Origin of the sequence: Streptomyces sp. NPDC059788 (assembly GCF_042732265.1) — a bacterium.
Taxonomy (GTDB): domain Bacteria; phylum Actinomycetota; class Actinomycetes; order Streptomycetales; family Streptomycetaceae; genus Streptomyces.
Genome location: NZ_JBHWHY010000006.1, coordinates 119,538 through 143,101 on the forward strand (window position 1 = coordinate 119,538; position 23,564 = coordinate 143,101).

Annotated in this window: 27 protein-coding genes; 14 read left to right on the forward strand and 13 right to left on the reverse strand. The window is 72.0% G+C overall.

Translation table 11 applies throughout. From position 1 onward, the window contains the following. Window positions 1-88 precede the first annotated feature (88 nt). Together ACFV57_RS07425 and ACFV57_RS07430 are read left to right on the forward strand one after the other, a co-directional pair. Window positions 89-286 carry a DUF397 domain-containing protein gene (locus ACFV57_RS07425; protein WP_385226700.1) on the forward strand — a complete coding sequence of 66 codons (198 nt, stop codon included), beginning with the start codon at window positions 89-91 and terminating at the stop codon, window positions 284-286. 344 nt (window positions 287-630) lie between these two features. After that, window positions 631-1,299: a DUF4232 domain-containing protein gene (locus tag ACFV57_RS07430; protein WP_385226702.1), complete on the forward strand. Its 669-nt coding sequence runs from the start codon at window positions 631-633 to the stop codon at window positions 1,297-1,299. A gap of 77 nt (window positions 1,300-1,376) precedes the next feature. On the opposite strand, the gene ACFV57_RS07435 is transcribed toward ACFV57_RS07430, so the two are convergent. Both ACFV57_RS07435 and ACFV57_RS07440 read right to left on the reverse strand, forming a co-directional pair. After that, on the reverse strand, window positions 1,377-3,227 hold the full coding sequence (locus tag ACFV57_RS07435; protein ID WP_385226704.1) for an NHL domain-containing thioredoxin family protein: 1,851 nt from the start codon (window positions 3,225-3,227) through the stop codon (window positions 1,377-1,379). 88 nt (window positions 3,228-3,315) lie between these two features. Beyond that, complete coding sequence (locus ACFV57_RS07440; RefSeq protein WP_385226706.1) at window positions 3,316-3,504, reverse strand: hypothetical protein; 189 nt, start codon at window positions 3,502-3,504, stop codon at window positions 3,316-3,318. Window positions 3,505-3,671: 167 nt separating this feature from the next. Here ACFV57_RS07440 and ACFV57_RS07445 point away from each other — a divergent pair, with 167 nt between their 5' ends. After that, a complete protein-coding gene (locus ACFV57_RS07445) occupies window positions 3,672-4,166 on the forward strand; it encodes an LURP-one-related/scramblase family protein (protein ID WP_385226708.1) in 495 nt (164 codons plus the stop codon). 98 nt (window positions 4,167-4,264) lie between these two features. Here ACFV57_RS07445 and ACFV57_RS07450 read toward each other — a convergent pair whose 3' ends face one another. Continuing rightward, window positions 4,265-5,053 (reverse strand): carbon-nitrogen family hydrolase, encoded by a 789-nt coding sequence (locus ACFV57_RS07450; RefSeq protein WP_385226710.1) that lies wholly within the window; start codon window positions 5,051-5,053, stop codon window positions 4,265-4,267. Between the two features lie 143 nt (window positions 5,054-5,196). Here ACFV57_RS07450 and ACFV57_RS07455 point away from each other — a divergent pair, with 143 nt between their 5' ends. Next, window positions 5,197-6,021 (forward strand): maleylpyruvate isomerase family mycothiol-dependent enzyme, encoded by an 825-nt coding sequence (locus ACFV57_RS07455; RefSeq protein ID WP_385226712.1) that lies wholly within the window; start codon window positions 5,197-5,199, stop codon window positions 6,019-6,021. Between the two features lie 87 nt (window positions 6,022-6,108). Here ACFV57_RS07455 and ACFV57_RS07460 read toward each other — a convergent pair whose 3' ends face one another. After that, window positions 6,109-7,362 carry a nitrate/nitrite transporter gene (locus tag ACFV57_RS07460; RefSeq protein WP_385226981.1) on the reverse strand — a complete coding sequence of 418 codons (1,254 nt, stop codon included), beginning with the start codon at window positions 7,360-7,362 and terminating at the stop codon, window positions 6,109-6,111. Window positions 7,363-7,427: 65 nt separating this feature from the next. Further along, window positions 7,428-8,159, reverse strand: a complete 732-nt coding sequence (locus tag ACFV57_RS07465; protein ID WP_385226714.1) for a GntR family transcriptional regulator — start codon at window positions 8,157-8,159, stop codon at window positions 7,428-7,430. 296 nt (window positions 8,160-8,455) lie between these two features. Here ACFV57_RS07465 and ACFV57_RS07470 point away from each other — a divergent pair, with 296 nt between their 5' ends. Both ACFV57_RS07470 and ACFV57_RS07475 read left to right on the forward strand, forming a co-directional pair. Further along, on the forward strand, window positions 8,456-9,073 hold the full coding sequence (locus ACFV57_RS07470; protein ID WP_385226716.1) for a TetR/AcrR family transcriptional regulator: 618 nt from the start codon (window positions 8,456-8,458) through the stop codon (window positions 9,071-9,073). Beyond that, window positions 9,070-10,623: an MFS transporter gene (locus tag ACFV57_RS07475; protein WP_385226718.1), complete on the forward strand. Its 1,554-nt coding sequence runs from the start codon at window positions 9,070-9,072 to the stop codon at window positions 10,621-10,623. Before ACFV57_RS07470 ends, ACFV57_RS07475 begins: the two co-directional genes overlap by 4 nt. A 21-nt stretch (window positions 10,624-10,644) precedes the next feature. Here the strand turns inward: ACFV57_RS07475 and ACFV57_RS07480 are convergent, their stop codons facing one another. Then, window positions 10,645-11,607 carry an NAD-dependent epimerase/dehydratase family protein gene (locus tag ACFV57_RS07480; protein WP_385226720.1) on the reverse strand — a complete coding sequence of 321 codons (963 nt, stop codon included), beginning with the start codon at window positions 11,605-11,607 and terminating at the stop codon, window positions 10,645-10,647. Window positions 11,608-11,860: 253 nt separating this feature from the next. Between ACFV57_RS07480 and ACFV57_RS07485 the strand changes: the two genes are divergently transcribed. Together ACFV57_RS07485 and ACFV57_RS07490 are read left to right on the forward strand one after the other, a co-directional pair. Continuing rightward, window positions 11,861-12,586, forward strand: coding sequence for a TetR/AcrR family transcriptional regulator (locus ACFV57_RS07485; RefSeq protein ID WP_385226722.1), 726 nt, complete (start codon window positions 11,861-11,863; stop codon window positions 12,584-12,586). Between the two features lie 181 nt (window positions 12,587-12,767). Next, window positions 12,768-13,457, forward strand: coding sequence for a hypothetical protein (locus ACFV57_RS07490; RefSeq protein ID WP_385226724.1), 690 nt, complete (start codon window positions 12,768-12,770; stop codon window positions 13,455-13,457). A 73-nt stretch (window positions 13,458-13,530) separates the two neighbouring features. Here ACFV57_RS07490 and ACFV57_RS07495 read toward each other — a convergent pair whose 3' ends face one another. Beyond that, on the reverse strand, window positions 13,531-13,827 hold the full coding sequence (locus ACFV57_RS07495) for a hypothetical protein (protein WP_385226726.1): 297 nt from the start codon (window positions 13,825-13,827) through the stop codon (window positions 13,531-13,533). 246 nt (window positions 13,828-14,073) lie between these two features. Here ACFV57_RS07495 and ACFV57_RS07500 point away from each other — a divergent pair, with 246 nt between their 5' ends. After that, entirely contained in the window at window positions 14,074-14,196 is a 123-nt protein-coding gene (locus ACFV57_RS07500; RefSeq protein ID WP_385226728.1) for a hypothetical protein, read from the forward strand. On the opposite strand, the gene ACFV57_RS07505 is transcribed toward ACFV57_RS07500, so the two are convergent. Then, window positions 14,190-14,408: a DUF397 domain-containing protein gene (locus ACFV57_RS07505; RefSeq protein WP_385226730.1), complete on the reverse strand. Its 219-nt coding sequence runs from the start codon at window positions 14,406-14,408 to the stop codon at window positions 14,190-14,192. The genes ACFV57_RS07500 and ACFV57_RS07505 overlap by 7 nt on opposite strands. Before the next feature lie 3 nt (window positions 14,409-14,411). After that, the gene (locus tag ACFV57_RS07510; protein WP_385226732.1) at window positions 14,412-15,293 is read right to left on the reverse strand and encodes a helix-turn-helix domain-containing protein; all 882 of its coding nucleotides are present in this window, start codon (window positions 15,291-15,293) and stop codon (window positions 14,412-14,414) included. 148 nt (window positions 15,294-15,441) lie between these two features. On the opposite strand from ACFV57_RS07510, the gene ACFV57_RS07515 reads away from it, so the two are divergent. Continuing rightward, a complete protein-coding gene (locus tag ACFV57_RS07515) occupies window positions 15,442-15,885 on the forward strand; it encodes an ATP-binding protein (RefSeq protein ID WP_385226733.1) in 444 nt (147 codons plus the stop codon). Here ACFV57_RS07515 and ACFV57_RS07520 read toward each other — a convergent pair. Further along, window positions 15,848-16,627, reverse strand: a complete 780-nt coding sequence (locus ACFV57_RS07520; RefSeq protein ID WP_385226735.1) for a GNAT family N-acetyltransferase — start codon at window positions 16,625-16,627, stop codon at window positions 15,848-15,850. The two genes, ACFV57_RS07515 and ACFV57_RS07520, sit on opposite strands and share 38 nt — an antisense overlap. Before the next feature lie 296 nt (window positions 16,628-16,923). Here ACFV57_RS07520 and ACFV57_RS07525 point away from each other — a divergent pair, with 296 nt between their 5' ends. Continuing rightward, window positions 16,924-17,100: a hypothetical protein gene (locus ACFV57_RS07525; RefSeq protein WP_385226737.1), complete on the forward strand. Its 177-nt coding sequence runs from the start codon at window positions 16,924-16,926 to the stop codon at window positions 17,098-17,100. A gap of 85 nt (window positions 17,101-17,185) precedes the next feature. Here ACFV57_RS07525 and ACFV57_RS07530 read toward each other — a convergent pair whose 3' ends face one another. The 3 genes from ACFV57_RS07530 to pdhA are packed head-to-tail and all read right to left on the reverse strand — an operon-like array spanning window position 17,186 to window position 20,805. Next, the gene (locus ACFV57_RS07530) at window positions 17,186-18,613 is read right to left on the reverse strand and encodes a dihydrolipoamide acetyltransferase family protein (protein ID WP_385226739.1); all 1,428 of its coding nucleotides are present in this window, start codon (window positions 18,611-18,613) and stop codon (window positions 17,186-17,188) included. A 21-nt stretch (window positions 18,614-18,634) separates the two neighbouring features. Next, a complete protein-coding gene (locus ACFV57_RS07535; RefSeq protein ID WP_385226741.1) occupies window positions 18,635-19,618 on the reverse strand; it encodes an alpha-ketoacid dehydrogenase subunit beta in 984 nt (327 codons plus the stop codon). Between the two features lie 2 nt (window positions 19,619-19,620). Then, on the reverse strand, window positions 19,621-20,805 hold the full coding sequence (pdhA, locus tag ACFV57_RS07540) for a pyruvate dehydrogenase (acetyl-transferring) E1 component subunit alpha (RefSeq protein ID WP_385226743.1): 1,185 nt from the start codon (window positions 20,803-20,805) through the stop codon (window positions 19,621-19,623). A 351-nt stretch (window positions 20,806-21,156) separates the two neighbouring features. On the opposite strand from pdhA, the gene ACFV57_RS07545 reads away from it, so the two are divergent. The 3 genes from ACFV57_RS07545 (at window position 21,157) to ACFV57_RS07555 (ending at window position 23,522) form a co-directional block, all read left to right on the forward strand. Continuing rightward, complete coding sequence (locus ACFV57_RS07545; RefSeq protein WP_385226984.1) at window positions 21,157-21,816, forward strand: response regulator; 660 nt, start codon at window positions 21,157-21,159, stop codon at window positions 21,814-21,816. A gap of 225 nt (window positions 21,817-22,041) precedes the next feature. After that, window positions 22,042-22,458 (forward strand): pyridoxamine 5'-phosphate oxidase family protein, encoded by a 417-nt coding sequence (locus tag ACFV57_RS07550; protein WP_385226745.1) that lies wholly within the window; start codon window positions 22,042-22,044, stop codon window positions 22,456-22,458. A gap of 23 nt (window positions 22,459-22,481) precedes the next feature. Beyond that, window positions 22,482-23,522: a phosphotransferase gene (locus ACFV57_RS07555; RefSeq protein ID WP_385226747.1), complete on the forward strand. Its 1,041-nt coding sequence runs from the start codon at window positions 22,482-22,484 to the stop codon at window positions 23,520-23,522. Window positions 23,523-23,564 lie beyond the last annotated feature (42 nt).

Genomic DNA, 23,564 nt, shown 5'->3' on the forward strand with positions numbered 1-23,564 from the left:
AGTACGGAAGCCGCATTCGTCAGAAGCCGCAGGTTCTCGTCCTTGGCATCGTCAAGCGCCTCCAAGAAGGGTCCGAAGGGGTACTGCCATGCTCGATTCCCCGTGGCTCAAATCCTCGTTCTCCGAGGATTCCGGCAATAACTGCGTCGAGATCGCCTCGACGGGTCACCACGTGGTGCTCCGCGAAAGCGAAGATCTCAGCCGCACCATCACGACCGGACCAAGAGCATTCCGGAACCTCCTGGTCGGCATAAAGGCCGATATAATCGGTGCTACGCACCGCTGAGCACGACGTTCGGGCGCCACGCTCGCCCCATCGGGGCTCCGCCCGCCTCGCGTGGGGAAATGTGGCGGGCTGGTGTCGGGGAGGGGCGCCAAGTGGAGATTCGGTGCCGGATTACGGCGGACGAGGAGCGTCTGAGCCCCGCCCCGGCCCGCTCGCCCCGCCCCAACACCACACCTTCCACCCGCCCGGAAAGATGCCAATTGCGAATCATTGCGGTCTTGTGGGACTGAAGATGACGGCACTGGCGCGCCACGCCCCACTCGCTATGGTGGCGTTGCCATGACACCGACGCACGCACCGCCCAACCCGCACCACTGAACGCAGTGACATCACTGGGGGACCCCATGACCGCACGCCGCTCCCGCCGTTCCGCCGCCTATGCGGCGTTGGCCGTCTCGATGGCCGGGGCGCTCGCTCTGACCGGCTGTTCCGGGAATTCGAAGAGCAAGCAGAGCGCGAAGAAGTCGTCGTCGAAGTCGTCGAAGTCCTCGTCGAAGAGCAAGAAGAAAAAGATCATCGGTGGCGGCGCGGCGGCCGGTGCGGGCGCCGGTGCGGCGGCCGGGTCGCGTAGTGCGCGGGCGTGCGGTCCGGGGATGTTCCGGTTCGAGATTTATTCGCACGCGCCGAACGACCATGTCGTGATCAAGGCTGTGAACACCAGCAGCACCCGTTCGTGCCTGGTCTACAACCACCCGCTGATCCGTTTCGGCGGCGCCAAGGACCCGTTGCCGCTGCTCAAGGACAGCAACGTCATGGGCGGGGACGTGGAGACCGTCGCGCCCAAGGGCACCGTCTGGGCGAGCATCCCCACCGCCACCGCCGCCCAGAAGGGCAGCGGCAAGAAGACGTACGCGACGGTCGAGTTCAGCGGCAGCGACCTGAACGGCTCCCCGAAGGGGCCGCCGCAGCGCGTCGACTTCCCGAACGCGCCGGTGGCGGTCGGGGCCTCGCAGGTCACGTACTGGCAGAAGACGCTGAACCGGGCGGAGAGCTACACGAAGCCGAAGGGGTAAAGGGGGAGAAGGGGTAAAGGGGCAGGATAGGGACAAGGGGTGGGTGGCCCCGGCCGGGGCCACCCGCACGCGTGCGGCTACTGCCCGGCCGCGCCCTCGTCCATCCCCGCCAGCACCAGCGCCAGCCGGCCCGTGCCGCCCTCGACGACCCGAACCGGCACACCCCAGTCCTGCTGGTGCACGTGGCAGGCCGGGTACTCGATCGCCGGGTCGTCGTCGCAGGACGCCGCCATCGCGGAGACGTGCAGCACGCCCTCCGTCACGCCGTCCGCGAGGACCAGGTCACGGCCGAGGTCGGTGTCCGCGCCGTCGCCCGAGGCCAGCAGCTCCGGGGGCGTGGAACTGACGAGCAGCCGGGTAGACGGGCCGTAGCGGAGGTCCAGCTTCTGGCCCGCCGGGGCCTGGAAGACGACGTCCAGGCGGAGCTTGCCGGGGCCCACCTCGGTCGCCGCGCGCTGCGTGCGGTGCGCGACCGACTCGACGCGTACGGCCTCCTCGGGCAGCCGCAGCCGGGTCAGCCGGTGCCGCGCCGACTCGACGACGACGATCTCCGGGTCGCCGGAGCCCTCGCCGCCCACCAGCACCGCGTCCGACGGCTCGCGCAGGTCGGTGGCGAGCGTGGTGACCTGGCCGGTCGCCGGGTCGTAGCGGCGCAGCGCGTGGTTGTACGTGTCGGAGACCGCCACCGAGCCGTCGGGCAGCGCGGTGACGCCCAGCGGGTGCTGGAGCAGGGCCTGGTCCGCGGCGCCGTCGCGGTGGCCGAAGTCGAACAGGCCGGTGCCGACCGCGGTGTGCACGACCAGGTCCGTGTCCAGCCAGCGCACCGCGCTGGTCTCGGAGTCCGCGACCCACAGCCGGTCGCCGCCCGCCGCCAGGCCGGACGGCTGGGCGAACCAGGCCTCGGCGGCGGGGCCGTCCACCAGGCCCTCGTTCGTCGTGCCGGCGACCGCTTCGACGGTCCCGGTGGCCGGGTCGTACGTCCACAGCTGGTGCACGCCGGCCATCGCGATCCACAGCCGGTCCTGCCACCAGGCCACGTCCCACGGCGAGGACAGATCGACGTCGAGGGCGGGCCCGGTGGTCGCCGAGCCCTGCCACCACTGCTTGCCGGTCCCGGCCACGGTGCGGATCTCGCCGGTCTCCGGGTCGAACGTACGGATCGCGTGGTTGACGGTGTCGGCGACGGCGACCTTGCCGTCCGGCAGCAGCGCCAGCCCCTGCGGCTCGCTGAAGGCGTCCGGTCCGAGGCCGCGCTCGCCGCCGCCGATCCGGCGCAGTACGGTCTCGCCGTCCGCGGCCAGCTCCACGAGCTGGTGCCGGGTGGTGTCCGAGGCGAGGAAGGTGCCGCCCGGCAGACGCAGCGCCTTGCCGGGGAAGCGCAGGTCGGTGGCGACCGGCTCCGGCGGCACGTACGGGCCGTCGCCGCGCCGCAGCGTGCCCTTCGCCCCGTGCTCCGCCTCCAGCTCCGCCACCAGCGTCTCGATGGCGTGCGCGTGCCCCTCGCCGGCGTGCTGCGCGACGACGTACCCCTCGGGATCGATCACGACGAGCGTCGGCCAGGCCCGCACCGCGTACTGCTTCCAGGTGGCCAGCTCCGGGTCGTCCAGCACCGGGTGCTCGACCTCGTACCGCTCGACGGCGTCCACGACGGCCTGGTGCTCGGCCTCGTGCACGAACTTCGGCGAGTGCACCCCGATGATCACCACGGTGTCCCGGTGCCGCTCCTCCAGCTCCCGCAGCTCGTCGAGGACGTGCAGGCAGTTCACGCAGCAGAAGGTCCAGAAGTCCAGGATGACGATGCGTCCTCGCAGGTCGGCGAGGGTGTAGGCCTTTCCGCCGGTGTTCAGCCAGCCGCCCTTGCCGATCAGCTCGGGGGCACGGACACGGGCGCGGCGCGGGGTGTTCGGGGCGGGGGCGGCGTCGTTCATGGTTCAAGGGTGCCACCTGGGCATGAACACGCGATCACAGGAGTACGGCGGGCGGCCGGCAGCGGCGCGGAGCGGGCCGGGGCCCCTTTCACGTCCAGTCCGCTTCCAGCACCGTTCCGTGCGCGCTGTTCATGTGCGCTCTGATCAGGACCCGGGCGTCCGTCTCGGCGCTGCGGTCGCGGGTGGTCACCGCGCGGCGGCGTGCCGTGTCGAGGTGGGTGCAGCGGGGGCAGCCCGCCTCCGGGGTGAACCGCCGTTTCGTCACCGCTTCTGCCATGGGGCCATGGTCCGTGCGGGGCGGCCCGGGGCGGCGAAGGACCCGCGCAAGGGGCGGGCAAGGTCACCTGGCTGTACGGGCCGGGCCGCGGCGGACCGGGTCGGGCGGCGGCGTGTCCCGGAGCGCGCGGGGGGCATTGCGGCGGGGCGGCCGGGAACATGTCCGGCATGAAATTTCTCGTTCACGACCGGATCTTCGGCATCGGTGACGACTACTGGATCGACGACGAGCACGGACGGCACGTGTACCTCGTCGACGGCAAGGCGCTGCGGCTGCGGGAGACCTTCGAGCTGAAGGACACCGAGCGGCGGGTGCTGATCACCATCCGCAAGAAGTGGCTCGCCCTGCGCGACACGATGACCATCGAACGGGACGACCGGCCGCTGGCCACCATCCGCCGCAAGCGGCTGTCGCTGCTGCGCAACCACTACCGGGTGGAGCTGGTGGACGGTACCGAGCTGGACGTCAGCGGCAAGATCCTGGACCGCGAGTTCGCCGTCGAGTACGACGGCGAACTGCTGGCCGACATCTCGCGGCGCTGGCTGTCCGTACGGGACACCTACGCGGTGCACGTCGTACGGGAGGACGCCGACCCGCCGCTGCTGATCGCCATCGCGGTGTGCGTGATCCGGCTCGCGGAGCGCGAGAGGGGGGAGGACTGAAGGGCCCGGCGGGGCGCACTCGCCGTGCGGGGAGGGGGCCCGGGCGGGACTCGCCGAGCCGTCCCTCCCGGTTACGGCGCGCCGGGCCGAGCACCCGGTTACGGCGCGTCGAGGCCGAGCACCCGGTCGCGCAGGACCGGGAAGTCCTCGCGGGTCTTGCCCACCTTGGCCGGATCGAGCTCCACGGTCAGCACCTCCTCGTACGGCCCGGCCTCCGCGAGGACCTCGCCCCACGGGTCGACGACGACGCTGTGGCCCGCCTGCTCGACGCCGCCGTTGGTGCCCGCGGTGCCGCAGGCCAGTACGTAGCTCTGGTTCTCGACCGCGCGGGCGCGGGCCAGCAGCGACCAGTGCGCGCGGCGGCGGGCGGGCCAGCCCGCGGGGATCACGAGGGTCTGCGCGCCGGCGTCCACCAACTGCCGGAAGAGTTCGGGGAAGCGCAGGTCGTAACAGGTGGCCAGGCCCAGCGTCGTTTCCGGGAGCGGCACGGTGACGGGCCGGTCGCCGGCGCCCATCAGGACGGCCTCGCCCTTGTCGAAGCCGAAGCGGTGGATCTTGCGGTAGGAGGAGGCGAGGCTGCCGTCGGGGGAGAAGACGAGGGAGGTGTTGTAGAGGGTGCCGTCGGGGGCCCGCTCGACGAACGACCCCGCGTGCAGCCAGACACCCGCGTCCCGGGCGGCCTGCGACATCGCCTGGTGCGTCGGGCCCTCGAACGGTTCCGCCCGGTCGGCGAACGTCTCGAACGCGAAGGCGCCGACCGGCCACAGCTCGGGGAGCACGACCAGGTCACTGGCCGAACGCTCGCGGACCAGCGAACCGGCCCGTTCACGCCGTGAATTGACCGGTTCCTCCGTGTCCACACCGATCTGGATCAGTGAAGCGCGCACAGTACCACCGCCTAAGCATTCGAGCCGGTCCGCCGTCAAAAATCGACCTACGATGGTCACCCGAAAGCACTGCCGGGGTGCCCGTGCGCAGCGTAACTTAACTGCACAGACAGCAGCCCGCGTACGACCGTCCGAGGGGTTCCGTGACCGTCCATCCCAGCCTGCAGCCCTCCATCGACGCCTGGACGCACTCCATCGAAGCGATATCCGAGCTGGTCGCACCACTCGTCGAAGGGGAGTGGAACAGGGCGACGGACCTCCCGGGGTGGTCCGTCCGCGACATCGTCTCGCACATCATCGGCCTGGAGAGCGAGATGCTCGGGGACCCCCGGCCCATCCACTCGCTGCCGCGCGACCTCTACCACGTACGCACGGAATTCGCCCGCCGGATGGAGCTCCAGGTGGACGTCCGGCGGCACCACACCGGTCCGGAGATGACCGCCGAGCTGGAGTACATGGTCATCCGCCGCGCGCGGTCGCTGCGCAACGAGACCCGCGACCCCGAGACGGTGCTGCGCACCCCGCTCGGCGAGGAGCGCACCCTCGCGTACGCCCTGCGGCAGCGGGCGTTCGACGTCTGGGTCCACGAACAGGACCTGCGCCACGTGCTGAACGCGCCCGGCAACCTCGACTCCCCCGGCGCGCACCTCACCCGCGACCTGCTGCTGCTCGCGCTGCCGAAGGTGGTCGCCAAGGACGCGGGCGCGCCCGCCGGTTCGGCCGTGGTCTTCGACGTGAGCGGCGCGCTGGAGTTCATGCGTACGGTCCGGGTGGACGCGCAGGGCAACGGCACGATCGACGCGAGCGTCTCCCTCGGCCCGGCCGTGACCCTCTCCATGGACTGGGAGATCTTCCTCCGGCTGGCCTGTGGCCGGGTGCGGCCCGCCGCCGTCGCCGGACAGGTGAAGATCGACGGCGACCGGCCGCTGGCCGACGCGGTCCTCGCGCACTTCGCGGTCACGCCGTAGCCGGTCCCGGACCGCGCGCACCCCCGCGTACGCCCCCGCGCCCGCCCCGCACGCACGCCCGCGCGCACCCCCGCGCCCGCCGCCCGCTCACACCGGTACGTGCACCGCCTCCACCCGGCTGGTCACCAGCCGCTCCCGCTCCCGCCGGTGCGCCTGCCCGCGCAGCCGCAGGATCTGCGCGACGCCCAGCGCCTCCAGGACGAAGACGGAGACGAACGCGATCCGGTAGTTGTCGCCGGTGGCGTCCAGCAGGACGCCGATCGCCAGCAGCGTCGTCATCGACGCGGTGAAGCCGCCCATGTTGACGATGCCGGAGGCGGTGCCCTGGCGCTCCGGCGGGTTGGCCGGGCGGGCGAAGTCGAAGCCGATCATCGAGGCGGGACCGCAGGCGCCGAGCACCGTGCACAGCACGATCAGCAGCCATACGGGCGCGTGGTCGGCCGGCCAGGCCAGCGTGATCGCCCACAGCAGCGCGGTGACGGCGACGGTGCCGAGCGCCAGCGGCGTACGGGCGCTGTGGTGGCGGGCGATGACCTGCCCGTAGACCAGGCCGACGACCATGTTGGACAGCACGACGAGGGTGAGGAGTTCGCCCGCCTCGCCGCGCGTCAGGCCCTGGGCCTCGACGAGGAACGGCAGGCCCCACAGCAGCAGGAAGACCATCGCCGGGAACTGGGTGGTGAAGTGCACCCACATGCCCAGCCGGGTGCCCGGCTCGCGCCAGGCGTCGGCTATCTGACGGCGGACGAAGGCGGCGCCGGTGTGGGTGGCGGGCGCCGGGGCGGGTTCGAAGCCCTCGGGGTGGTCCTTGAGGAAGGCCAGCACCAGGGCGAGGACGAGGAAGCCGCCGAGCGCGCTGGCCGCGAAGGTCGGCGTCCAGCCGAAGGCGTGCAGCAGCCGGGCCAGGACGAGGGTGGAGACGAGGTTGCCCGCCATGCCGATGAGGGCGGCGATCTGGGCTATCAGCGGACCCCTGCGGGCCGGGAACCAGCGCGCGCCCAGCCGCAGCACGCTGATGAACGTCAGCGCGTCACCGCAGCCGAGCAGGGCCCGCGAGCCCAGCGCCATGGCGTACGACTGCGACAGCGCGAAGCCGAACTGGCCGACGGTGTAGAGCACGACGCCGAGGATCAGCACCTTCTTGGTGCCGAGCCGGTCGACCATCAGGCCGACGGGTATCTGCATGCCCGCGTACACGAGCAGCTGGAGGATGGAGAAGGTGGAGAGCGCGGAGGCGTTGATGTGGAAACGTTCCGCCGCGTCCAGTCCGGCGACGCCGAGGCTCGTACGGTAGGTGATCGCCACGAAGTAGACGGCGACGCCGATGCCCCAGACCGCCATGGCCTTGCGGCCGCCGGGCGGGTCCCCGGGCAGCAGGGCGCCATGGCCCCCGGATGATCCGTTGCTCATCGGACGTCCCCCTGCGCCAGGTTCCGCACCCAGCTGACGTGCCGGTGCACGGCGTCCACGGCCGCCGCCGCGTCCCCGGCGCGCAGCGCGCGGAGGATCTCCCCGTGCTCGGCGATGTTCTTGGCGATCCGGTCCGGGTTGGCGTGCATCACGGCGACGCCCATCCGCAGCTGCCGGTCCCGCAGCTGCTCGTACAGCCGGTCCAGGATCTGGTTGCCGGCGCTGCGCACGATCGCGGCGTGGAAGCAGCGGTCGGCGACGGACACGGCGGCGAGGTCGCCGGAGGCGGCCAGCTCCTCCATCTTCGCGAGCTGCTCCTCCAGCTCGGCGATGAGCGCCGGGGCGGCCGGCACGGCCTTGCGCGCGGCGTGCTCCTCGACCAGCAGCCGGGTCTCCACCACGTCCGCGATCTCCTGCGCGGAGACCGGCAGGACCATGGCGCCCTTCTTCGGGTAGAGCTTCATCAGCCCTTCGACCTCAAGGCGCAGCAGCGCTTCGCGTACGGGCGTGCGCGATACGCCGACGGCCTCGGCCAGCTCGCCTTCGGTGAGCAGCATGCCGCCCTCATAGCGGCGCTCCAGCACGGCCTGCTTGACGTACGCGTAGACGCGCTCGGCGGCGGGCGGGGCTTTGGTGGGGGTGGCGGGAGCGGCAGGGGTGGAGCCGGTGGCGTTCGGGGTGCGTGAGGTGTCCGGGGCAGACGTGACCGGAGCGGCGGCTGATGGCATGCGCACAGCATAGATACAACACGTATGCGTCGAGCAGGGCGGTCCAGGATGCGGACGGACGCAGAGCGGATGCGGACAGGCGCAGGGGAGATGCGGACGGGTGCGGGACGGGGGCGCGCGGGCCGATGGGGGGCGCACACGCCGGGCGCCCGCCCGGACCGCACCCCGTACGCGCTCCGAGCCCGGCGGCCGGTGGACGGCGAGCTGCGGGCCTTGGACCGCGGACCCGCCTCCGGAGACGCCCTCCACCCAGCAGGCGGTAGACACTGTCTACTCCCTGCTGGTAGACAGTGTCTATGCACAAGTCGAGCGGGGCGGCCGAGCCGCCGCAGGAAGACGGCGGCCTCCGGGACCGGCTGGTCGCCGTCGGGGCCGAACTGGTCGCGTCCGAGGGGGCGCAGGCGCTGACACTGCGGGCGATCGCCCGCGGCGCCGGCGTCTCGCACGGGGCACCGCGCCGCTACTTCCCCACGCACCTCTCCCTGCTGTCGGCCATCGCGCGGCGGGGATTCGACGAGCTGGCGGACCACCTGGCCGCGAGGACCGCGGAGGCGGACAGTCAGGCCGACCCGCGCACCCAACTCCACACCCTCGCCCGGACGTACCTCGACTTCGCCCGCACCCACCCCGGCATGTACGAGCTGATGTTCCGCCACGACCTGCTGGAAAGCGGCCACCTGGGCCTGCGCGAGACGAGCCTGCCGCTGTTCGGGACCCTCGTCGGCCTCGTCACCCGGGTACGGCCCCGCCCGGCCGCCGACCCGCCGGCCGTCGCGGGCGCCCTGTGGGCGAACCTGCATGGCATCGCCCAGCTGTGGGGCTGGGGCAGCCTCCAGCTCGCGACGGGCGCCGACGACGTCGAGCCGCTGCTGCGTGCCGCACTCGACGCGCACCTGGGCCCGGCCCCACGGTGACCTCCGGCCGCCTCCGGCATCTCACGCTCGTCAGCAGCATCACCGGGGCCGTGATCGTCGCCCTGGACGGCACCGTACTGACCGTCGTGCAGCCCACCGTTCAGCGGGACCTGGGCGCATCGTTCGTACAGGTCCAATGGGCGGGGACCGGATATCTGATCGCCGTGGCCGGTCTTCTCGTCTTCGCGGGACGCCTGGGCGACCGGTACGGCCACCGGCGGGTGTTCGCCGCGGGGGTGCTCGGCTTCGCCGCCACGTCGGCGGGCATCGGTCTGGCCACCGGCATCGGCTGGGTCATCGGCCTGCGCGTCGCCCAAGGGGTGTTCGGCGCGCTGCTGCAACCGGCCACGCTGGGGATGCTGCGCGCCGTCTATCCGCCCGACCGGCTCGGTACACCCATCGCGATACGGACGAGCGCCATCGGACTGGCAGCCGCGGCCGGGCCGGTCGTCGGGGGCGCGCTCGCCGCCCACCTGGGGTGGCGGGCCGTCTTCTTCCTCAACGTCGTGCCCGCGCTGGCCGCGTGTGCGCTGGTCCTCGCCGTACGGATGCCCGCGACGCAGGACCGGGCCTCGTCCGCCGACGTACAGGCCGTACGGCTCGACCTGCCCGGTGCCTGCCTGCTCGCCGTGGCTCTGGGCGGCCTGGTCCACACCCTCGTCGGGCTGCCCGGGACCGGCTGGACTCCGGCCGCCGCGCTGGGCCCGACCGCCGCCCTCGTGGCCGGCGCGGCCTTCGTACGGCACGAGCGGCGCACCGCCGACCCGCTGATCCCGCCGGGCGTGCTCCGCGCCCCGGGCGTCGGCCCTGCGCTCGGCATCCTGGTCACCGCGTCGGCGGCCATGTTCGGCGCCCTGTTTCTCTGCACGTACTACCTCCAGGACGTCCTCGGTCTGGACCCGTTCCGCGCAGGCCTGGAGACGCTGCCGCTGGCCGTGACGATGGTGCTGGGCGCCCCGGCCTCGGCCGTACTGATGCGGCGGCTGGGCACCCGGCGTACGACGGTGTACGGGACGGCGCTGGTCGCGGGCGGCGTGCTGCTGATGTCCCGGCTCGGCCAGGCGTCGGGCACCGTGGCCGTCGGCAGCTGCTTCCTCCTGCTGGGCGCCGGGTTCGGCACGGTGATGGTCACCGGTACGGCCGCTGTCGTACGCCAGGCGTCCGCGCACACCGCCGGGGTGGCCGGCGGCCTCCAGCAGACGGCGATGAACATCGGGCCGACGCTCGGGGTGGCCGCGGCGACCATGCTGATGGCGGCGTTCGCCGGGCCGGGGGACGGGGGTGCGCCGGGCGCCGGGCCGGATGCGGGCGGTGGTGTGGACGGCCATGCCTTCGTCTCCGCCATGACTCCCACGCTGACGGCCCTCGCGGGGGTGGCGGCCGTCGGCGTGGGGCTGGCAGCCTTCCGGCTGCCGGGGCGCGCAGGTGCGGCGGGGAGCGCGGGGGCGGCGGGGAGCGCGGGGGCGGCTGCGGCGGGAAGCGCCGGTGCGGCTGCGGCGGAGAGCGCGGGGGCGGCGCCCACCGCACCGCCCCGGCAGCCGACGCCCTGACGGCAGCCCCCTCCCCCTCTCTCAGGCCGCGTTCTGCTCCGCGAGCCAGCCGCGGTACCAGTCGACGGTCGCGCCGATCCCTCCGCGCAGCGGCATCGGCGCCATGCCGAAACGCTTCTCGAAGGCGTCCGAGACCATCGTCTGCCCCTCGGTGTGCTGGTAGAACAGCTCGGCGTACTCCGCCATGAACGACTCGTCGAACGGCCCCCAGGCGCGCGGCTCCGCCAGCACCTCCGTCTCGAACGGCACCCCGGCACACTCCCGGACCAGGGCCAGCGCCTCGCGCACGGTCGGCGCGGGGGCCGACGGCAGGTGCCAGGCCCGCCCGTACTCGTCCGGCTCCTGGCCGAGGCGGGCCAGGCCGCGGGCCACGTCACCTATGTACGTGAAGCTGTGCGGCAGGTCCAGGTCGCCGAAGGCCACGACCGTGCCGCCGTTCAGGGCTGCCGGGAAGGTCGCCGCGCCCAGGGTCGAGTTGAGGACGCGCGGCCCGTAGAAGTCGGCCGCGCGGGCCAGCACCACCGGCAGCCGACCCGCTTCGTGGGCCGCCAGGTACGCCTCGTCCAGCTGCGCCCGCATCCGGCCCTTACGGGAGGTCGCCCGCCACGGGGAGTCCTCGGTCAGCGGCTCGCCGCCGGACGGCCCGTACGGATACACCGTGTCCATCACCACCAGGCGGGCTCCCGCCGCGGCCGTGGCGTCCACGATCACCTTCTGGAGCCTGGGCATCACCTCGACCTGGAGCTCGTAGGCGACGTTGACGCAGTGGTAGACGACATCGGCCCCCCGCACCGCCTCCCGTGCGGCGTCCGGCGAGCCGAGGTCGGCGGCGACGGCCTCGGCGCCGGGCACCGTCGACCGGCCCGACCGGTCGACGGCCCGTACGCGGAGCCCTTGCCGCACGAGGATGTGGGCCAGCGTGGTGCCGGCCGGGCCGGTGCCGAGGATGACGTGCAGCGGGCGGGACGGCTTGGCAGCGGACATGTGCGAAACCCCAGTCTTCGAAGGAACACGGCAGCGGACGTACTCGGCAGCGCGGGACGCCGGACCACGGCACCCCTCGCTAGCACTCATCACTATAGCTATAACCTCTAACCGAAACTACAGGCGATACCCTCTCCGTACGAAACCGCGGCTAAAACCGCCGGGAACGACCCCCGGGAGACTCCCCCGTCGAGCCTCCACCGGGACAACACGTTTCCCGCCGCCGCCCTTCCCGCCCCGATGGAGCCGCCCCATGCCGCCGTCCACACCCGCCGCCGCGCAGACCCCACGCCAGCGCTACCGGGCCCAGGTCCAACAGGAGATCAAGCAGGCCGCACTGGCACAGATCGCCGCCGGCGGCATCGAAGCGCTCAGCATCAACGCCATCGCCAAGACCCTCGGCATGTCGGGCCCGGCCCTCTACAAGTACTTCCGCAACCGTGACGACCTGCTCACGGCGCTCATCACGGACGGCTACGACGACGCCGCCGAAGCCATCCGTACGGCGGGCCGCCAGGCCGCCGACCGGTCACCCCGCGACCGGCTGCTGGCCCTCGCCCACGCCTACCGCGACTGGGCCCTCGCCCAGCCGCACCGCTACCTGCTCCTCTCGGGCACGCCCGCCATGACGTACGAGGCGCCCGCCCACACCACGGACAGCGCCCGCGCGGTGATGGGACCGTTCCTGGCGGTCCTCGCCGAAGGCCGGCCGTGGCCCGCCGCCGAGGCCCTGTACGACCAGGTCCGCGCCTGGGCCGAGGACACCCCCGCGGTCACCGAATGGGCCGCCGCCCACGCCCCCGGCGCCGACCCGGTCCCCGTCCTCGCCGCCCACGTGCTCGTCTGGTCCCGTATGCACGGTGTCGTCAACCTCGAAGTCCACGGCAGCTTCGCGGGCATGGGCCACGACCCGGCCACCCTCCTCACCGTCGAAATCGGCGCCCTGGCCGACGCGCTGGGGCTCGCCGCCGACGCCTGAGCCCGGGTCCGGGCCTCGGGTGCGGATCTCCGGCGAGCGGACACGGCCCGGCGGTGTGCCCGCATACGTCGGGCCGCCGCTTCAGCGGTGCCCGCGGAACTGCCGACAGCAGCGCGCGGTGACTGAAAAGCGGAACCCCCGCGGCACGCCCCGCAGCCGCGGTCAAGGCCATACTGCCGAGATGGGCACCCACTCACGGGACGACGGGTCCAGTACCGAAGGCGCCGCGGCAAACCTGGACGAGCGTGAACGTGCCGTCGACGAACGGGAGCGGCTGTCCGACGCGCGGGAGGCCGCCGCCGACGCGCGCGAAGCGGACGCGGACGCGCGCGAAGCGGACGCGGATGCCCGCGAAGCGAACGCCAACTCACGCGAAGCGGACGCGGACGCCCGCGAAGGCCGTCTGGCCTCCTGGGAAAGGCAACTCGACGAGCAGGCCCGCGCGGCGGGGCGGCCGGCCGTCAGCCGGCGGGAGCGCTCCTACGAGCACATCGAGCGCTCCCGCCACCTGCTGATATCCGCCCACGACCGGCTGCAGCGCAGCGAAGCGGCGCTGCGCCGTGCGGACGCGCGCGATGCGCGGGAGCAGGACGCCATCGCCCGCGAGGCGGCTGTCACGGAGGCCCAGCAGGCGGCCGAAGGACCGGCGCGGCAACAGGCCCTGGAGGAGCGGGAGCGCCAACTGCACAACCTGGCGGTCACCGCGACGCTCGCGCTGGCCGACGCGCAGGACATCCTCGCCCGCGAGCACGAACAGCACGGCCGCCGGGAGCAGGCCGCCCAGTACCGTCGCAGCGCCCAGGAGTCCCGCCGCGCGGCGGTCAGCCTCCGCGCCGACATCTCACCGGCCGACGGCGAAGCCCCCGCCTGACCAGCCGACCACACACGCGGAAGGGCCCCGGCGAAGCACATCGCCGGGGCCCTTTCGCGTACAGGGCGCGCCCCTATCGCGCGGCACCCTTCTTGCAGGCGGGCTTCACGTGCTTGTCCTTGACGTGAATCCCCTCAAGCTGCTGCCTGCACCGGTCGAGCGAGGTCGCCGACCCCTCACCGTCCTCGGCGGTCGAGCACGCGTTGGCGGCCTTGCCGCCGACGGGCACGTTGTAGCCCGCGTGCCGCAGGTACTGCTGGCAGTCCCACGACATCGCCTGCGCCGGGCTCGCCGCGACCAGCGGAAACGCCCCCGCCACGACGACACCACTCGCGGCCACCGCTGCCCGCTGGACCCACTTGCTGCGCATCTCACGTTCCTTTCCACGCTCGGCTGTGCCGGGCCCGCCTGCCCACGATCGCAACGCGTCATGCCCGGTGCGCCGACGCGAGTCCGACCGGGCTCGCCATCTCGCCTCAGCAGCGCGCGGCCCGTGCGCCGCCTTAGGTTGCGAAGGCACGACGCCACCCAGCCTGCGTGCTGCCCGCTCGCGGATCGCGCCCACACGGGTACCCGAGATGCCGGCCGACCGCGACGATGCTCGCCGCGGTCACCGGTGGCTGAGTGGCGCTGGGAGTACGACCCCACCGCGGACCACGTCATCGGCGGTATCGACGGCTTGGCGTTCACCGCCACGATCTGCGTGCACGTCCTTCAGCGCACCGTGTCGCCCTACTGATGCCGCCCGGTGAGCAGCGCTGCGCGTATCCGCCCGTCGACCACGGCGGACCGGAACGCCAGCCACTCGCGGTCGCCGAACAGCAAGGTGCGTCCGGAGGGGTTCTTGGAGTCGCGGACGGCCACGACGGCGGGGACGTTGGTGGCCACCTCGACGCACTCGCCTCCGCCCGGGCTGCTGTAGCTGGACTTGGCGAACTGAAATTCGCTCACAGGTCAGAGCTCCTTGCGGATTGTGTCGATCAGAGCGACCGAGTCGCGTGGGGCCAGGCTCAGCCTGGCGGTCCGGTCGAAGAACGCCGCGTAAGTGGCACTGTCGTCCGCGTTCTCCACCCAGACGGTAGAGGCGATGCCGTCGACGTGTACGACGTCCACCGCCTCGGTCTCGGCGAACGAGACGATATTGAACGGGCCCGTGATGCACGGGTGACCGCCTGCCCGGTACGGCAGAACTTGCAGCCTTACGTTGGGCAACCCGGCCAGGTCCGTCAGGTGCTCCAACTGTTTGCGCATGACCTCGGCGCCGCCCACCAATTGCCGGAGTGCGGCTTCCCAGACCACGGCGTACATCTGGAGGGGCTGCTCTCCACCGAGCCTCGCCTGCCTGCGCATCCTGACTTCGACGACGTGCTCGATCTCATCCGGGTCCTGCCACGCCCCGTAACTCACCTCAAGCGCCCGGGCGTACGCACGGGTCTGGCACAGCCCGGGAACCAGCGACAACTGCCAGTTCCGTACCCGGTTCGCCACGTCTTCCAAAGCGACGTATTCGGTCAGCGACCCCGCATTCGGCGAGTGGTGCCACCACCCTTTCGCCTTACGCCTCTCGCGGTCCAGCTTCGCCAAGCTCAGCAGACGCCCCAACGTGGCCGCGTCGTCCGTCTCGTAGAGATGACACAGCGCACGGATGTCCGGGTCCCGCATCGGAACCAACCCGCGCTCCATCTTCGCCACCTTCGGGACCGAAGCGGTCAACGCCTCCGCCGCATGGGTCTGGCGCAGGCCCCGTGCCTCACGCATACGCAGCAGTTCGCCGCCCAGTCTGCGTCCCAGCACCGTCGAAACCGAAGTACCGCGTTCGGGTCGGTCACCCGCCATCTCCCGCCCCTTCCCGTCGAGTTGACCAAGCTATCGCGAGTAGAAATTTCTGCGCGTGCTACTTGCCTCATTACGCACAGCAACACTACCGTCTGTGTCGACTCGCTCGCACAGCGAGAACGTTGGCACCCCGACGGAGGCGATCGCCATGCCCGTTCCCCAACTCACCCACGAAGACAAGCTCGACTACACCCCCACCGCGCGCAGCGTCTCCCTCGCCCGGCGGCGAACGGCGCGGCTGGTGGCGGAGTGGGGGCGGGCGGACCGGGCCGGGGATGTGGCGCTGATCGTCTCGGAGTTGGCGACCAACGCCCTGCTGCACGGGTCGCTGCGGGGGCGGTTGTTCCGGGTGCGGCTGGTGATGAGCGCGACGGTGGTGCGGATCGAGGTGAGTGACCCGCGCGGTGAGCGCATGCCGCGGAAGAGGCGTGGGGTGGGCTCCACCTCGGGCTACGGGCTCGTGCTCGTGGGCGGGCTGGCCGACCGGTGGGGGACCGAGCCGCGGACGGTCGGAAAGACCGTGTGGGCGGAGATGGAGCTCCGCGACCGCTCCGCTACGCGGCCATGTGCCCCTGGGCGATCAGGCGGTTGACGACCTTCATGTGCGCGGGGGCGCAGCGTTCGCGCGCCTCGTGGCGGTCGAACCACGCGTACTCGGCGATCTCGCGGCCGGGGGCGGGGGCGATGTCCTGCGGGCCGCCGGTGAAGCAGGTCATGTGGAGGCGGCGGCCGGCGTTCACGCCGTGAGCCGTGGCGTGGATGACGAAGGCCTCGGTGAGGTCGGAAGCCGCAACGCTCAGGCCCAGTTCTTCCGAGAGTTCGCGGGAGAGCGCCTCGGGGGCGGTCTCGCCCGGTTCGTACTTGCCGCCGGGCAGGTAGAACGTGTCGTTACCGCGCGTACGGACGCTGAGCAGACGGCCGTCCCGTACGTGCAGCCAGCCGACGGAACGGAGGGGCGCCGGGCGGTCGAGGGCGACCAGGGTCTCGCCGGTGGCCTCGTCGGTGCGGCGGGAGTGTTCCGTGAAGCCGAGGTGGGTGCAGAAGGCGCGGGCAGCCGTGTTCACGCCTGGAACTTCCAGCGTGAGCGCGCCGTGCAGCGACGCGGCATGTTCCACGAGTTGGGTGCCGATACCGCGGCGCTGCGCCCCGGGGGCGACGTACAGGCCGCCGATCTCGGAGCCGAGCAGGACGAGGAGGCCGACGACACCGTTGCGCCCGTCCACCGCGACCCAGGTGTCCGCCCGGGACGACTGCCGTACGGCGCGGGGCCACAGGCCGGTGACGGCCGGCTCGTCCGCGGGGCGGCAGGGGCGGATGGTCATCGGGGTGCTCATCCGGCAGACGGTAGGCAGGAAGGGCGGAGCGGGCAACTCCATTTCGGCCGGGACGGCCCCGCCGGCGGCCCCGGCCGACGGCCCGCTGCCGCCCCGGCCGGCGGCCCGCTGCCGCCCCGCCCCCGCCCGACGGCCCCGTCCCGGCCGCCGGGATCTGCCGAAGGATGTATCGGGTGTCCGACTTAAGGCTGACGTGAGTCTGTACCTGGCGCGTACGAGATCGGCGATTTCCCGTGACGTAATGGAAGGGAGGGGCCGACAGGCAGGCTCCGCACCGTACGCAAGGGGAGACCACCATGCAGTCCAGGACGAACGCCGGCCGACGTGCTCGGACCACCGTCATGGTCGCGCTGCTCGTGGCCGCGCTGTGGGGCGGTATCGCGCTGACGAAGGGCGCGGCACAGGCCGACCACTCCGCGCCGGGCGGGCCCGTGGGGCACTTCAGCCGCGCCGTGGACATCATCCGGGGCTGAGAGCGGGCACCGAAGACACCGCAGGGCGGGCCCGGGACGACCTCGTCGGTCGTCCCGGGCCCGCCCGCGTGTGGTGCCCGAAAGGTTACGCCCAGGTGATCAGTCGCTTGGGGTGTTCCAGGATCGCCGCGATGTCCGCGAGGACCTTGGAGCCCAGTTCGCCGTCGACCAGACGGTGGTCGAAGGACAGCGCCAGCGTCGTGACCTGGCGGGGCTTGACCTTGCCCTTGTGGACCCAGGGCTGGAGCTTGACCGCGCCGAAGGCGAGGATCGCCGACTCCCCGGGGTTCAGGATGGGGGTGCCGGTGTCGACGCCGAAGACGCCCACGTTGGTGATGGTGACGGTGCCGCCCGCCATGTCGCCGGGCGCCGTCTTGCCCTCACGGGCCGTGGCGACCAGCTCGCCGAGCGCGGCGGACAGCTGCGGCAGCGTCTTGGCCTGGGCGTCCTTGATGTTCGGCACGATCAGACCGCGGGGGGTGGCCGCCGCGATGCCCAGGTTCACGTAGTCCTTGCGGACGATCTCCTGGTTCTCCTCGTCCCAGGCCGCGTTCACCTCGGGGTTGCGCCTGATGGCGACCAGCAGCGCCTTGGCGACGAGCAGGAGCGGGTTGACGCGCAGGCCCGCCATGTCGGGGTCCTGCTTCAGCTCCTGGACGAGCTTCATCGTGCGGGTCACGTCGACGGTCACGAACTCCGTCACGTGCGGCGCGGTGAAGGCGCTGTTGACCATCGCCTGCGCGGTGGCCTTGCGTACGCCCTTGATCGGGATACGGGTCTCCCGGGCGCGGACGGCCTCGGAGCCGCCGGTGGCCACGTCGGCGGACGGCTGCGGGGCCGGAGCCGGTGCCTCGGCGGCGGGCGCGGGCGCGGCGGCGGCGTGCACGTCCTCGCGGGTGATCACACCGTCCGGGCCGGTCGGGGTGACCGTGGCCAGGTCGATGCCGAGGTCCTTGGCCAGCTTGCGGACCGGCGGCTTGGCCAGCGGCCGCCCGGCTGCGGGGACGGCAGCCGGGGCGGCCGGGGCGGCCGGAGCCGGGGCCGGAGCCGCGTGCCCGTTCAGCTCCGCCTGGACCGCCGCGGCGGCCGGCTCCTGCGCCGGTACGCCCGCCTGCGGCTTGCGCGCCCGCCGCTTGGTGGACGAGGGCGCCGCGCCGTAACCGACGAGGACGGCCTGCCGGCCCTGCGGCTCGGCTTCCTCCTCGGCGGCGGGTGCGGCCTCGGCCGCCGCGGGGGCCTCGGCCGGGCCCGCGCCCGGGTCGGTGTCCACCGCGATGATCGAGGTGCCCACGTCGACGGTGGCGCCCTCCTCGAAGTGCACCGCGTGCACCACGCCCTCGAACGGGCTGGGCAGCTCCACGGCGGCCTTGGCGGTCTCCACCTCGCAGATGACCTGCCCGTCGGTGACGGTGTCACCCGGCTGTACGTACCACTTGAGGATCTCGGCCTCGGTGAGCCCCTCGCCCACGTCGGGCATCTTGAACTCGCGGAAGCGCTGCTCGGTTGCAGTCATGGTCACTACTCCTCAAGCCCTTCAGTACGCCAGCGCGCGGTCGACCGCGTCGAGCACCCGGTCGAGACCCGGCAGGTATTCGTCCTCCAGCCTGGACGGCGGGTACGGCGCGTGGAAACCGCCCACCCGCAGCACCGGTGCCTCCAGGTGGTAGAAGCACCGCTCCGTGATGCGGGCGGCGATCTCCGAGCCCGTACCGAGGAAGACCGGTGCCTCGTGGACGACGACCAGCCGCCGGGTCTTCTCGACCGAGGCCTGCACCGCGTCGAAGTCGATCGGCGAGATCGTGCGCAGGTCCAGCACCTCGACCGACTTGCCCTCCTCGGCCGCGACCTTGGCCGCGTCCAGACAGACCTTGACGGTCGGGCCGTACGCGGCGAGCGTCAGGTCCGTACCGGGCTGCGCCACCCGCGCCTTGTGCAGCTGGTCGGGGATCGCCTCGGTGTCCAGGCGGCCCTTGTCGTGGTAGCGGCGCTTGGGCTCGAAGTAGATGACCGGGTCGTCGCTCTCGATGGCCTGGCGCATCATCCAGTAGGCGTCCGAGGCGTTCGAGGGGGACACGCACTTGAGGCCCGCGACGTGCGCGAAGAGGGCCTCGGGCGACTCCGAGTGGTGCTCGACCGCGCCGATGCCGCCGCCGTAGGGGATGCGGATGACGACCGGCACCTTGACCTTGCCGAGCGCACGGGCGTGCATCTTGGCGAGCTGGGTGACGATCTGGTCGTACGCGGGGAAGACGAAACCGTCGAACTGGATCTCCACGACGGGCCGGTAGCCGCGCAGCGCCATGCCGATGGCGGTGCCGACGATGCCGGACTCGGCGAGCGGGGTGTCGATCACCCGCTCCTCGCCGAAGTCCTTCTGCAGGCCGTCGGTGACGCGGAAGACGCCGCCGAGCTTGCCGACGTCCTCGCCCATGACCAGGACCTTGGAGTCGGCCTCCATGGAGGCGCGCAGCGATTCGTTGATCGCCTTGGACAGCGTGATCTTCTCGAAGACGGTCATGGTCAGTTCTCCTCCGCGTCCATGAACGACGCCTGATACGCGGCGAACTGCGCGCGCTCCTCGTCGACGAGCGCGTGCCCGTCGGCGTAGACGTTCTCGAAGATCGCCATCATGTCGGGGTCCGGCATCGCGCGCACCACCTCGCGCACCCGCTTGCCGAGGGCCTCGTTCTCCTCCTCGACGGAGTCCAGGTACGCCTGGTCGGCGATGCCCTCGTTCTCCAGGTAGGTGCGCAGCCGCAGGATCGGGTCCTTGGCCTCCCACGCCTCGCGCTCCTCGTCCGGGCGGTAGCGCGTCGGGTCGTCGGAGGTGGTGTGGGCGCCCATCCGGTACGTGAACGCCTCGACCAGGGTCGGGCCCTCGCCGGCGCGGGCCCGCTCCAGAGCCGCCTTGGTCACGGCCAGGCAGGCCAGGACGTCGTTGCCGTCGACCCGTACGCCGGGGAAGCCGTAGCCGCGGGCGCGCTGGTAGAGCGGGACGCGGGTCTGGCGCTCGGTCGGCTCGGAAATGGCCCACTGGTTGTTCTGGCAGAAGAACACCACGGGGGCGTTGTAGACCGCGGAGAAGGTGAAGGACTCGGCCACGTCGCCCTGGCTGGAGGCGCCGTCACCGAAGTAAGCGATGACGGCCGAGTCGGCGCCGTCCTTCTGGACACCCATCGCGTAGCCGGTCGCGTGCAGCGTCTGCGAGCCGATGACGATCGTGTACAGGTGGAAGTTGTTGCTGTTGGGGTCCCAGCCGCCGTTGTTCACGCCGCGGAACATGCCCAGCAGGTTCGTCGGGTCCACGCCGCGGCACCAGGCGACCCCGTGCTCCCGGTAGGTCGGGAAGACGTAGTCGTCGTCGCGCAGCGCGCGCCCGGAGCCGATCTGCGCGGCCTCCTGGCCCAGCAGCGAGGCCCACAGGCCCAGCTCGCCCTGGCGCTGGAGGGTGGTCGCCTCGGCGTCGAAGCGGCGCGTGAGGACCATGTCCCGGTACAGCCCGCGCAGTTCCGCGTCCGACAGGTCGATGGCGTACTCCGGGTGCTCGACGCGCTTGCCTTCCGGCGTCAGCAGCTGTACGAGCTGGTCCTGCTCGGCATCGGCCGGGGCCGCCGCCTTCGCCTTGGCGGGTGCCGCCTTTTTTGCGGTGGTGCGCTTGCCGCCACCGCGGGTGTTCTTCCGCGCGGCAGTGCTCTCCACGGTCACGTGCTGCTCCTCCGTCTGTCCGGCCCCCGGGGTCCGCCGGTGGCCGTATTGCGGCTCACCCGGTATCCGATACGGCGCACGGGGTGTGTGCGGCACGGCGCGGCCCGGGTGGAACAAGGTGCCCCGGCCACGGCCTGCCGGAAGGGGCGGTGTGCCCTACTTCCGGAGCCTAGGCGAAAGGGGCCCTGACCTGCGACTTTGCTTGGGGTTCCAAGTATTTTGCTTGGATTTCCGAGCAATGCGCCGACCAGTCGGCAATCCCCTGTTCACAGCGTTGCAGTCCGCCGGGACAACGGCACGTTATATCGGTGACCTGGAGCACGGGAAGAGTTCGTGTGTGAGACTGAGCAGGTGCGCGAAGAAGGAAAAATCACGGTATTCCTGCTCGACGACCACGAGGTCGTGCGGCGCGGCGTCCACGAGATGCTCTCCGTGGAAGCGGACATCGAGGTGGTCGGCGAGGCCGGCACGGCCGCAGATGCCCTGGTCAGGATCCCTGCGACCCGTCCCGACGTGGCCGTGCTGGACGTCCGGCTGCCGGACGGCAGCGGTGTCGAGGTCTGCCGGGAGATCCGTTCCCAGGACGAGAACATCAAATGCCTGATGCTCACGTCTTTCGCGGACGACGAGGCCCTCTTCGACGCCATCATGGCGGGCGCGTCCGGCTACGTGCTCAAGGCCATCCGGGGCAACGAGCTGCTGACCGCCGTACGGGACGTGGCGGCCGGCAGGTCGCTGCTGGACCCGGTGGCCACCGCCCGCGTACTGGAGCGGCTGCGGGACGGCAACGCCGCCCGCGGCGACGACCGGCTGGCCAACCTGACCGAGCAGGAGCGCAAGATCCTCGACCTGATCGGCGAGGGACTGACCAACCGGGTCATCGGCGAGCGGCTGCACCTCGCGGAGAAAACGATCAAGAATTACGTCTCCAGCCTGCTGTCGAAGCTGGGCATGGAACGCCGCTCGCAGGCGGCCGCGTACGTGGCGCGGATGCAGGCGGAGCGGCACTGACGGAGGCCGGGCGCCTTTCCGGGAACCTCGCGTAACGGAAAGTGCGCGGCTCCCTTTCCTGGGTGATGATTCAAGAAAGGTAAAAACTTCGTACCCGTCAGTACGTTTCTGACCTCGCCAAACACCCACGTAGGGAAAAACCCCGCACGATTCAGGACCAACGTCCCGTTTCCACGAGGGCTGGTGCCCCTACTTTCGCGGGCACCGGCACGGCAGGGTGTATCCATGCCCACCGACGATCTACACGCCATAGAGCTGCTGAACCGCGTCCCCTACGGACGGGTGTCGGCCAGCCAGCGGGCACTGCCCTTCACCGCCGTCACGCGACACGTCGTGACCGACGGCCGCCTCCTGCTCCGGCTGCATCGCGGCTACGGCTACCACCGCGCCCTGGACGGGAACGTCGTCGCCTACGAGGCCGACAACGTCAACTCCGGCGCCAACGACACCTGGTCCGTCCAGTTCACCGGCACCGCCCGCGTCATCGTCCCGGACACCACCGTCTACGAGCTGTTCGGCCCGACCCCCCGGCTGGCCGACGGCGAGCCCTTCGACCCGGTTTTCCTCCGCATAGAACCGGAGTTTGTCAAGGTCCACTACCTCTGCGATGTCCCTGTGTTCCGTTACGCCCACTCAGCGTGACGCAGTGATCTAACATCTGGCGCGTGCTGCGCTCATCCGATGTCCGGGCGATGACCACGCCCGACGGACCCACCCTCGGCTCCCTGCTGCGCCGTTACGGCGCCGGGGAGCCGTTGGCGTGCCGGCCGGTCGCCGAGGGGCTGCTCAACCGCGGCTACCGCCTCGCCACCACACACGGCCGCTACTTCCTCAAGCACCACCTCGACGGCGACCAGGCCGCCATCGCCCGCCAGCACCGCGCCACGCGCCGCCTGGGCGCGCTCGGCCTGCCGGTCGCCCCGCCGCTCGCCGACGCGGACGGCCGTACCGTCACCGTCCTCGGCGGCCGCTGCTACGCCCTGCACCCGTGGGTCGAGGGCCGGCACCGCGACGGCGCCGCCCTCACCCGCCTCCAGTCCTGCCGCCTGGGCGCCCTGCTGGGGCGGGTGCACACCGCGCTGGAGCAGGTCATAACGGGCGACCCGGCGGGCCCGGGACCCCCGTACGAGCACGCGGGCGCCGATCCCGCGCGGACCTTCGAGATGATCGACGAACTGCTCGCGCTCGCCCGCCGGTCCCGGCCGCGCAGCAGCTTCGACGAACTGGCCGAACACCGGCTGCTGGAGCGCCGGTCCCTGCTCGAACGGGAGGCCCACCGGCGGCCCGGGGCGGCGCAGGTGCCGGCCACCGGCTGGGTGCACGGCGACTTCCACCCGCTCAACCTGCTCTACCGGGGCGCCGAACCCGCCGCCATCGTCGACTGGGACCGGCTGGGTGTACACCCCCGCGCCGAAGAGGCCGTACGGGCCGCCGCGATCTTCTTCGTACAGCCGGCGGGCACCCTGGACCTGCCGAAGGTACGGGCCTACGCGGCCGCCTACCGCCGCGCCTCCGGGGCCGGCGCGGCGGAACTGGCCGCCGCCGTGCACCGGGTGTGGTGGGAGCGCCTCAACGACTTCTGGATGCTCGACTGGCGCTACCGGATGGGCGACCGGCGCGCCGATCCGCAGTTCCCGGCCTCGGCGGCACTGGCCGTCTGGTGGACGCGGGAGTACGCGGCGGTGCGGGGCGCGTTCACGGAGTGAACGCTTCCACCAGGAGGGCGGCAGGGGGCCGGAAACGCCGCG

Excerpts from the sequence above, each read along its gene's own strand:
- ACFV57_RS07425 (WP_385226700.1), top strand. The coding sequence starts at position 89 with ATGCTCGATTCCCCGTGGCTCAAATCCTCGTTCTCCGAGGATTCCGGC.
- ACFV57_RS07430 (WP_385226702.1), top strand. The coding sequence starts at position 631 with ATGACCGCACGCCGCTCCCGCCGTTCCGCCGCCTATGCGGCGTTGGCC.
- ACFV57_RS07435 (WP_385226704.1), bottom strand. The coding sequence starts at position 3,227 with ATGAACGACGCCGCCCCCGCCCCGAACACCCCGCGCCGCGCCCGTGTC.
- ACFV57_RS07440 (WP_385226706.1), bottom strand. The coding sequence starts at position 3,504 with ATGGCAGAAGCGGTGACGAAACGGCGGTTCACCCCGGAGGCGGGCTGC.
- ACFV57_RS07445 (WP_385226708.1), top strand. The coding sequence starts at position 3,672 with ATGAAATTTCTCGTTCACGACCGGATCTTCGGCATCGGTGACGACTAC.
- ACFV57_RS07460 (WP_385226981.1), bottom strand. The coding sequence starts at position 7,362 with ATGGCGGTCTGGGGCATCGGCGTCGCCGTCTACTTCGTGGCGATCACC.
- ACFV57_RS07465 (WP_385226714.1), bottom strand. The coding sequence starts at position 8,159 with ATGCCATCAGCCGCCGCTCCGGTCACGTCTGCCCCGGACACCTCACGC.
- ACFV57_RS07470 (WP_385226716.1), top strand. The coding sequence starts at position 8,456 with ATGCACAAGTCGAGCGGGGCGGCCGAGCCGCCGCAGGAAGACGGCGGC.
- ACFV57_RS07480 (WP_385226720.1), bottom strand. The coding sequence starts at position 11,607 with ATGTCCGCTGCCAAGCCGTCCCGCCCGCTGCACGTCATCCTCGGCACC.
- ACFV57_RS07485 (WP_385226722.1), top strand. The coding sequence starts at position 11,861 with ATGCCGCCGTCCACACCCGCCGCCGCGCAGACCCCACGCCAGCGCTAC.
- ACFV57_RS07490 (WP_385226724.1), top strand. The coding sequence starts at position 12,768 with ATGGGCACCCACTCACGGGACGACGGGTCCAGTACCGAAGGCGCCGCG.
- ACFV57_RS07495 (WP_385226726.1), bottom strand. The coding sequence starts at position 13,827 with ATGCGCAGCAAGTGGGTCCAGCGGGCAGCGGTGGCCGCGAGTGGTGTC.
- ACFV57_RS07510 (WP_385226732.1), bottom strand. The coding sequence starts at position 15,293 with ATGGCGGGTGACCGACCCGAACGCGGTACTTCGGTTTCGACGGTGCTG.
- ACFV57_RS07515 (WP_385226733.1), top strand. The coding sequence starts at position 15,442 with ATGCCCGTTCCCCAACTCACCCACGAAGACAAGCTCGACTACACCCCC.
- ACFV57_RS07520 (WP_385226735.1), bottom strand. The coding sequence starts at position 16,627 with ATGAGCACCCCGATGACCATCCGCCCCTGCCGCCCCGCGGACGAGCCG.
- ACFV57_RS07525 (WP_385226737.1), top strand. The coding sequence starts at position 16,924 with ATGCAGTCCAGGACGAACGCCGGCCGACGTGCTCGGACCACCGTCATG.
- ACFV57_RS07530 (WP_385226739.1), bottom strand. The coding sequence starts at position 18,613 with ATGACTGCAACCGAGCAGCGCTTCCGCGAGTTCAAGATGCCCGACGTG.
- ACFV57_RS07535 (WP_385226741.1), bottom strand. The coding sequence starts at position 19,618 with ATGACCGTCTTCGAGAAGATCACGCTGTCCAAGGCGATCAACGAATCG.
- ACFV57_RS07550 (WP_385226745.1), top strand. The coding sequence starts at position 22,042 with ATGCCCACCGACGATCTACACGCCATAGAGCTGCTGAACCGCGTCCCC.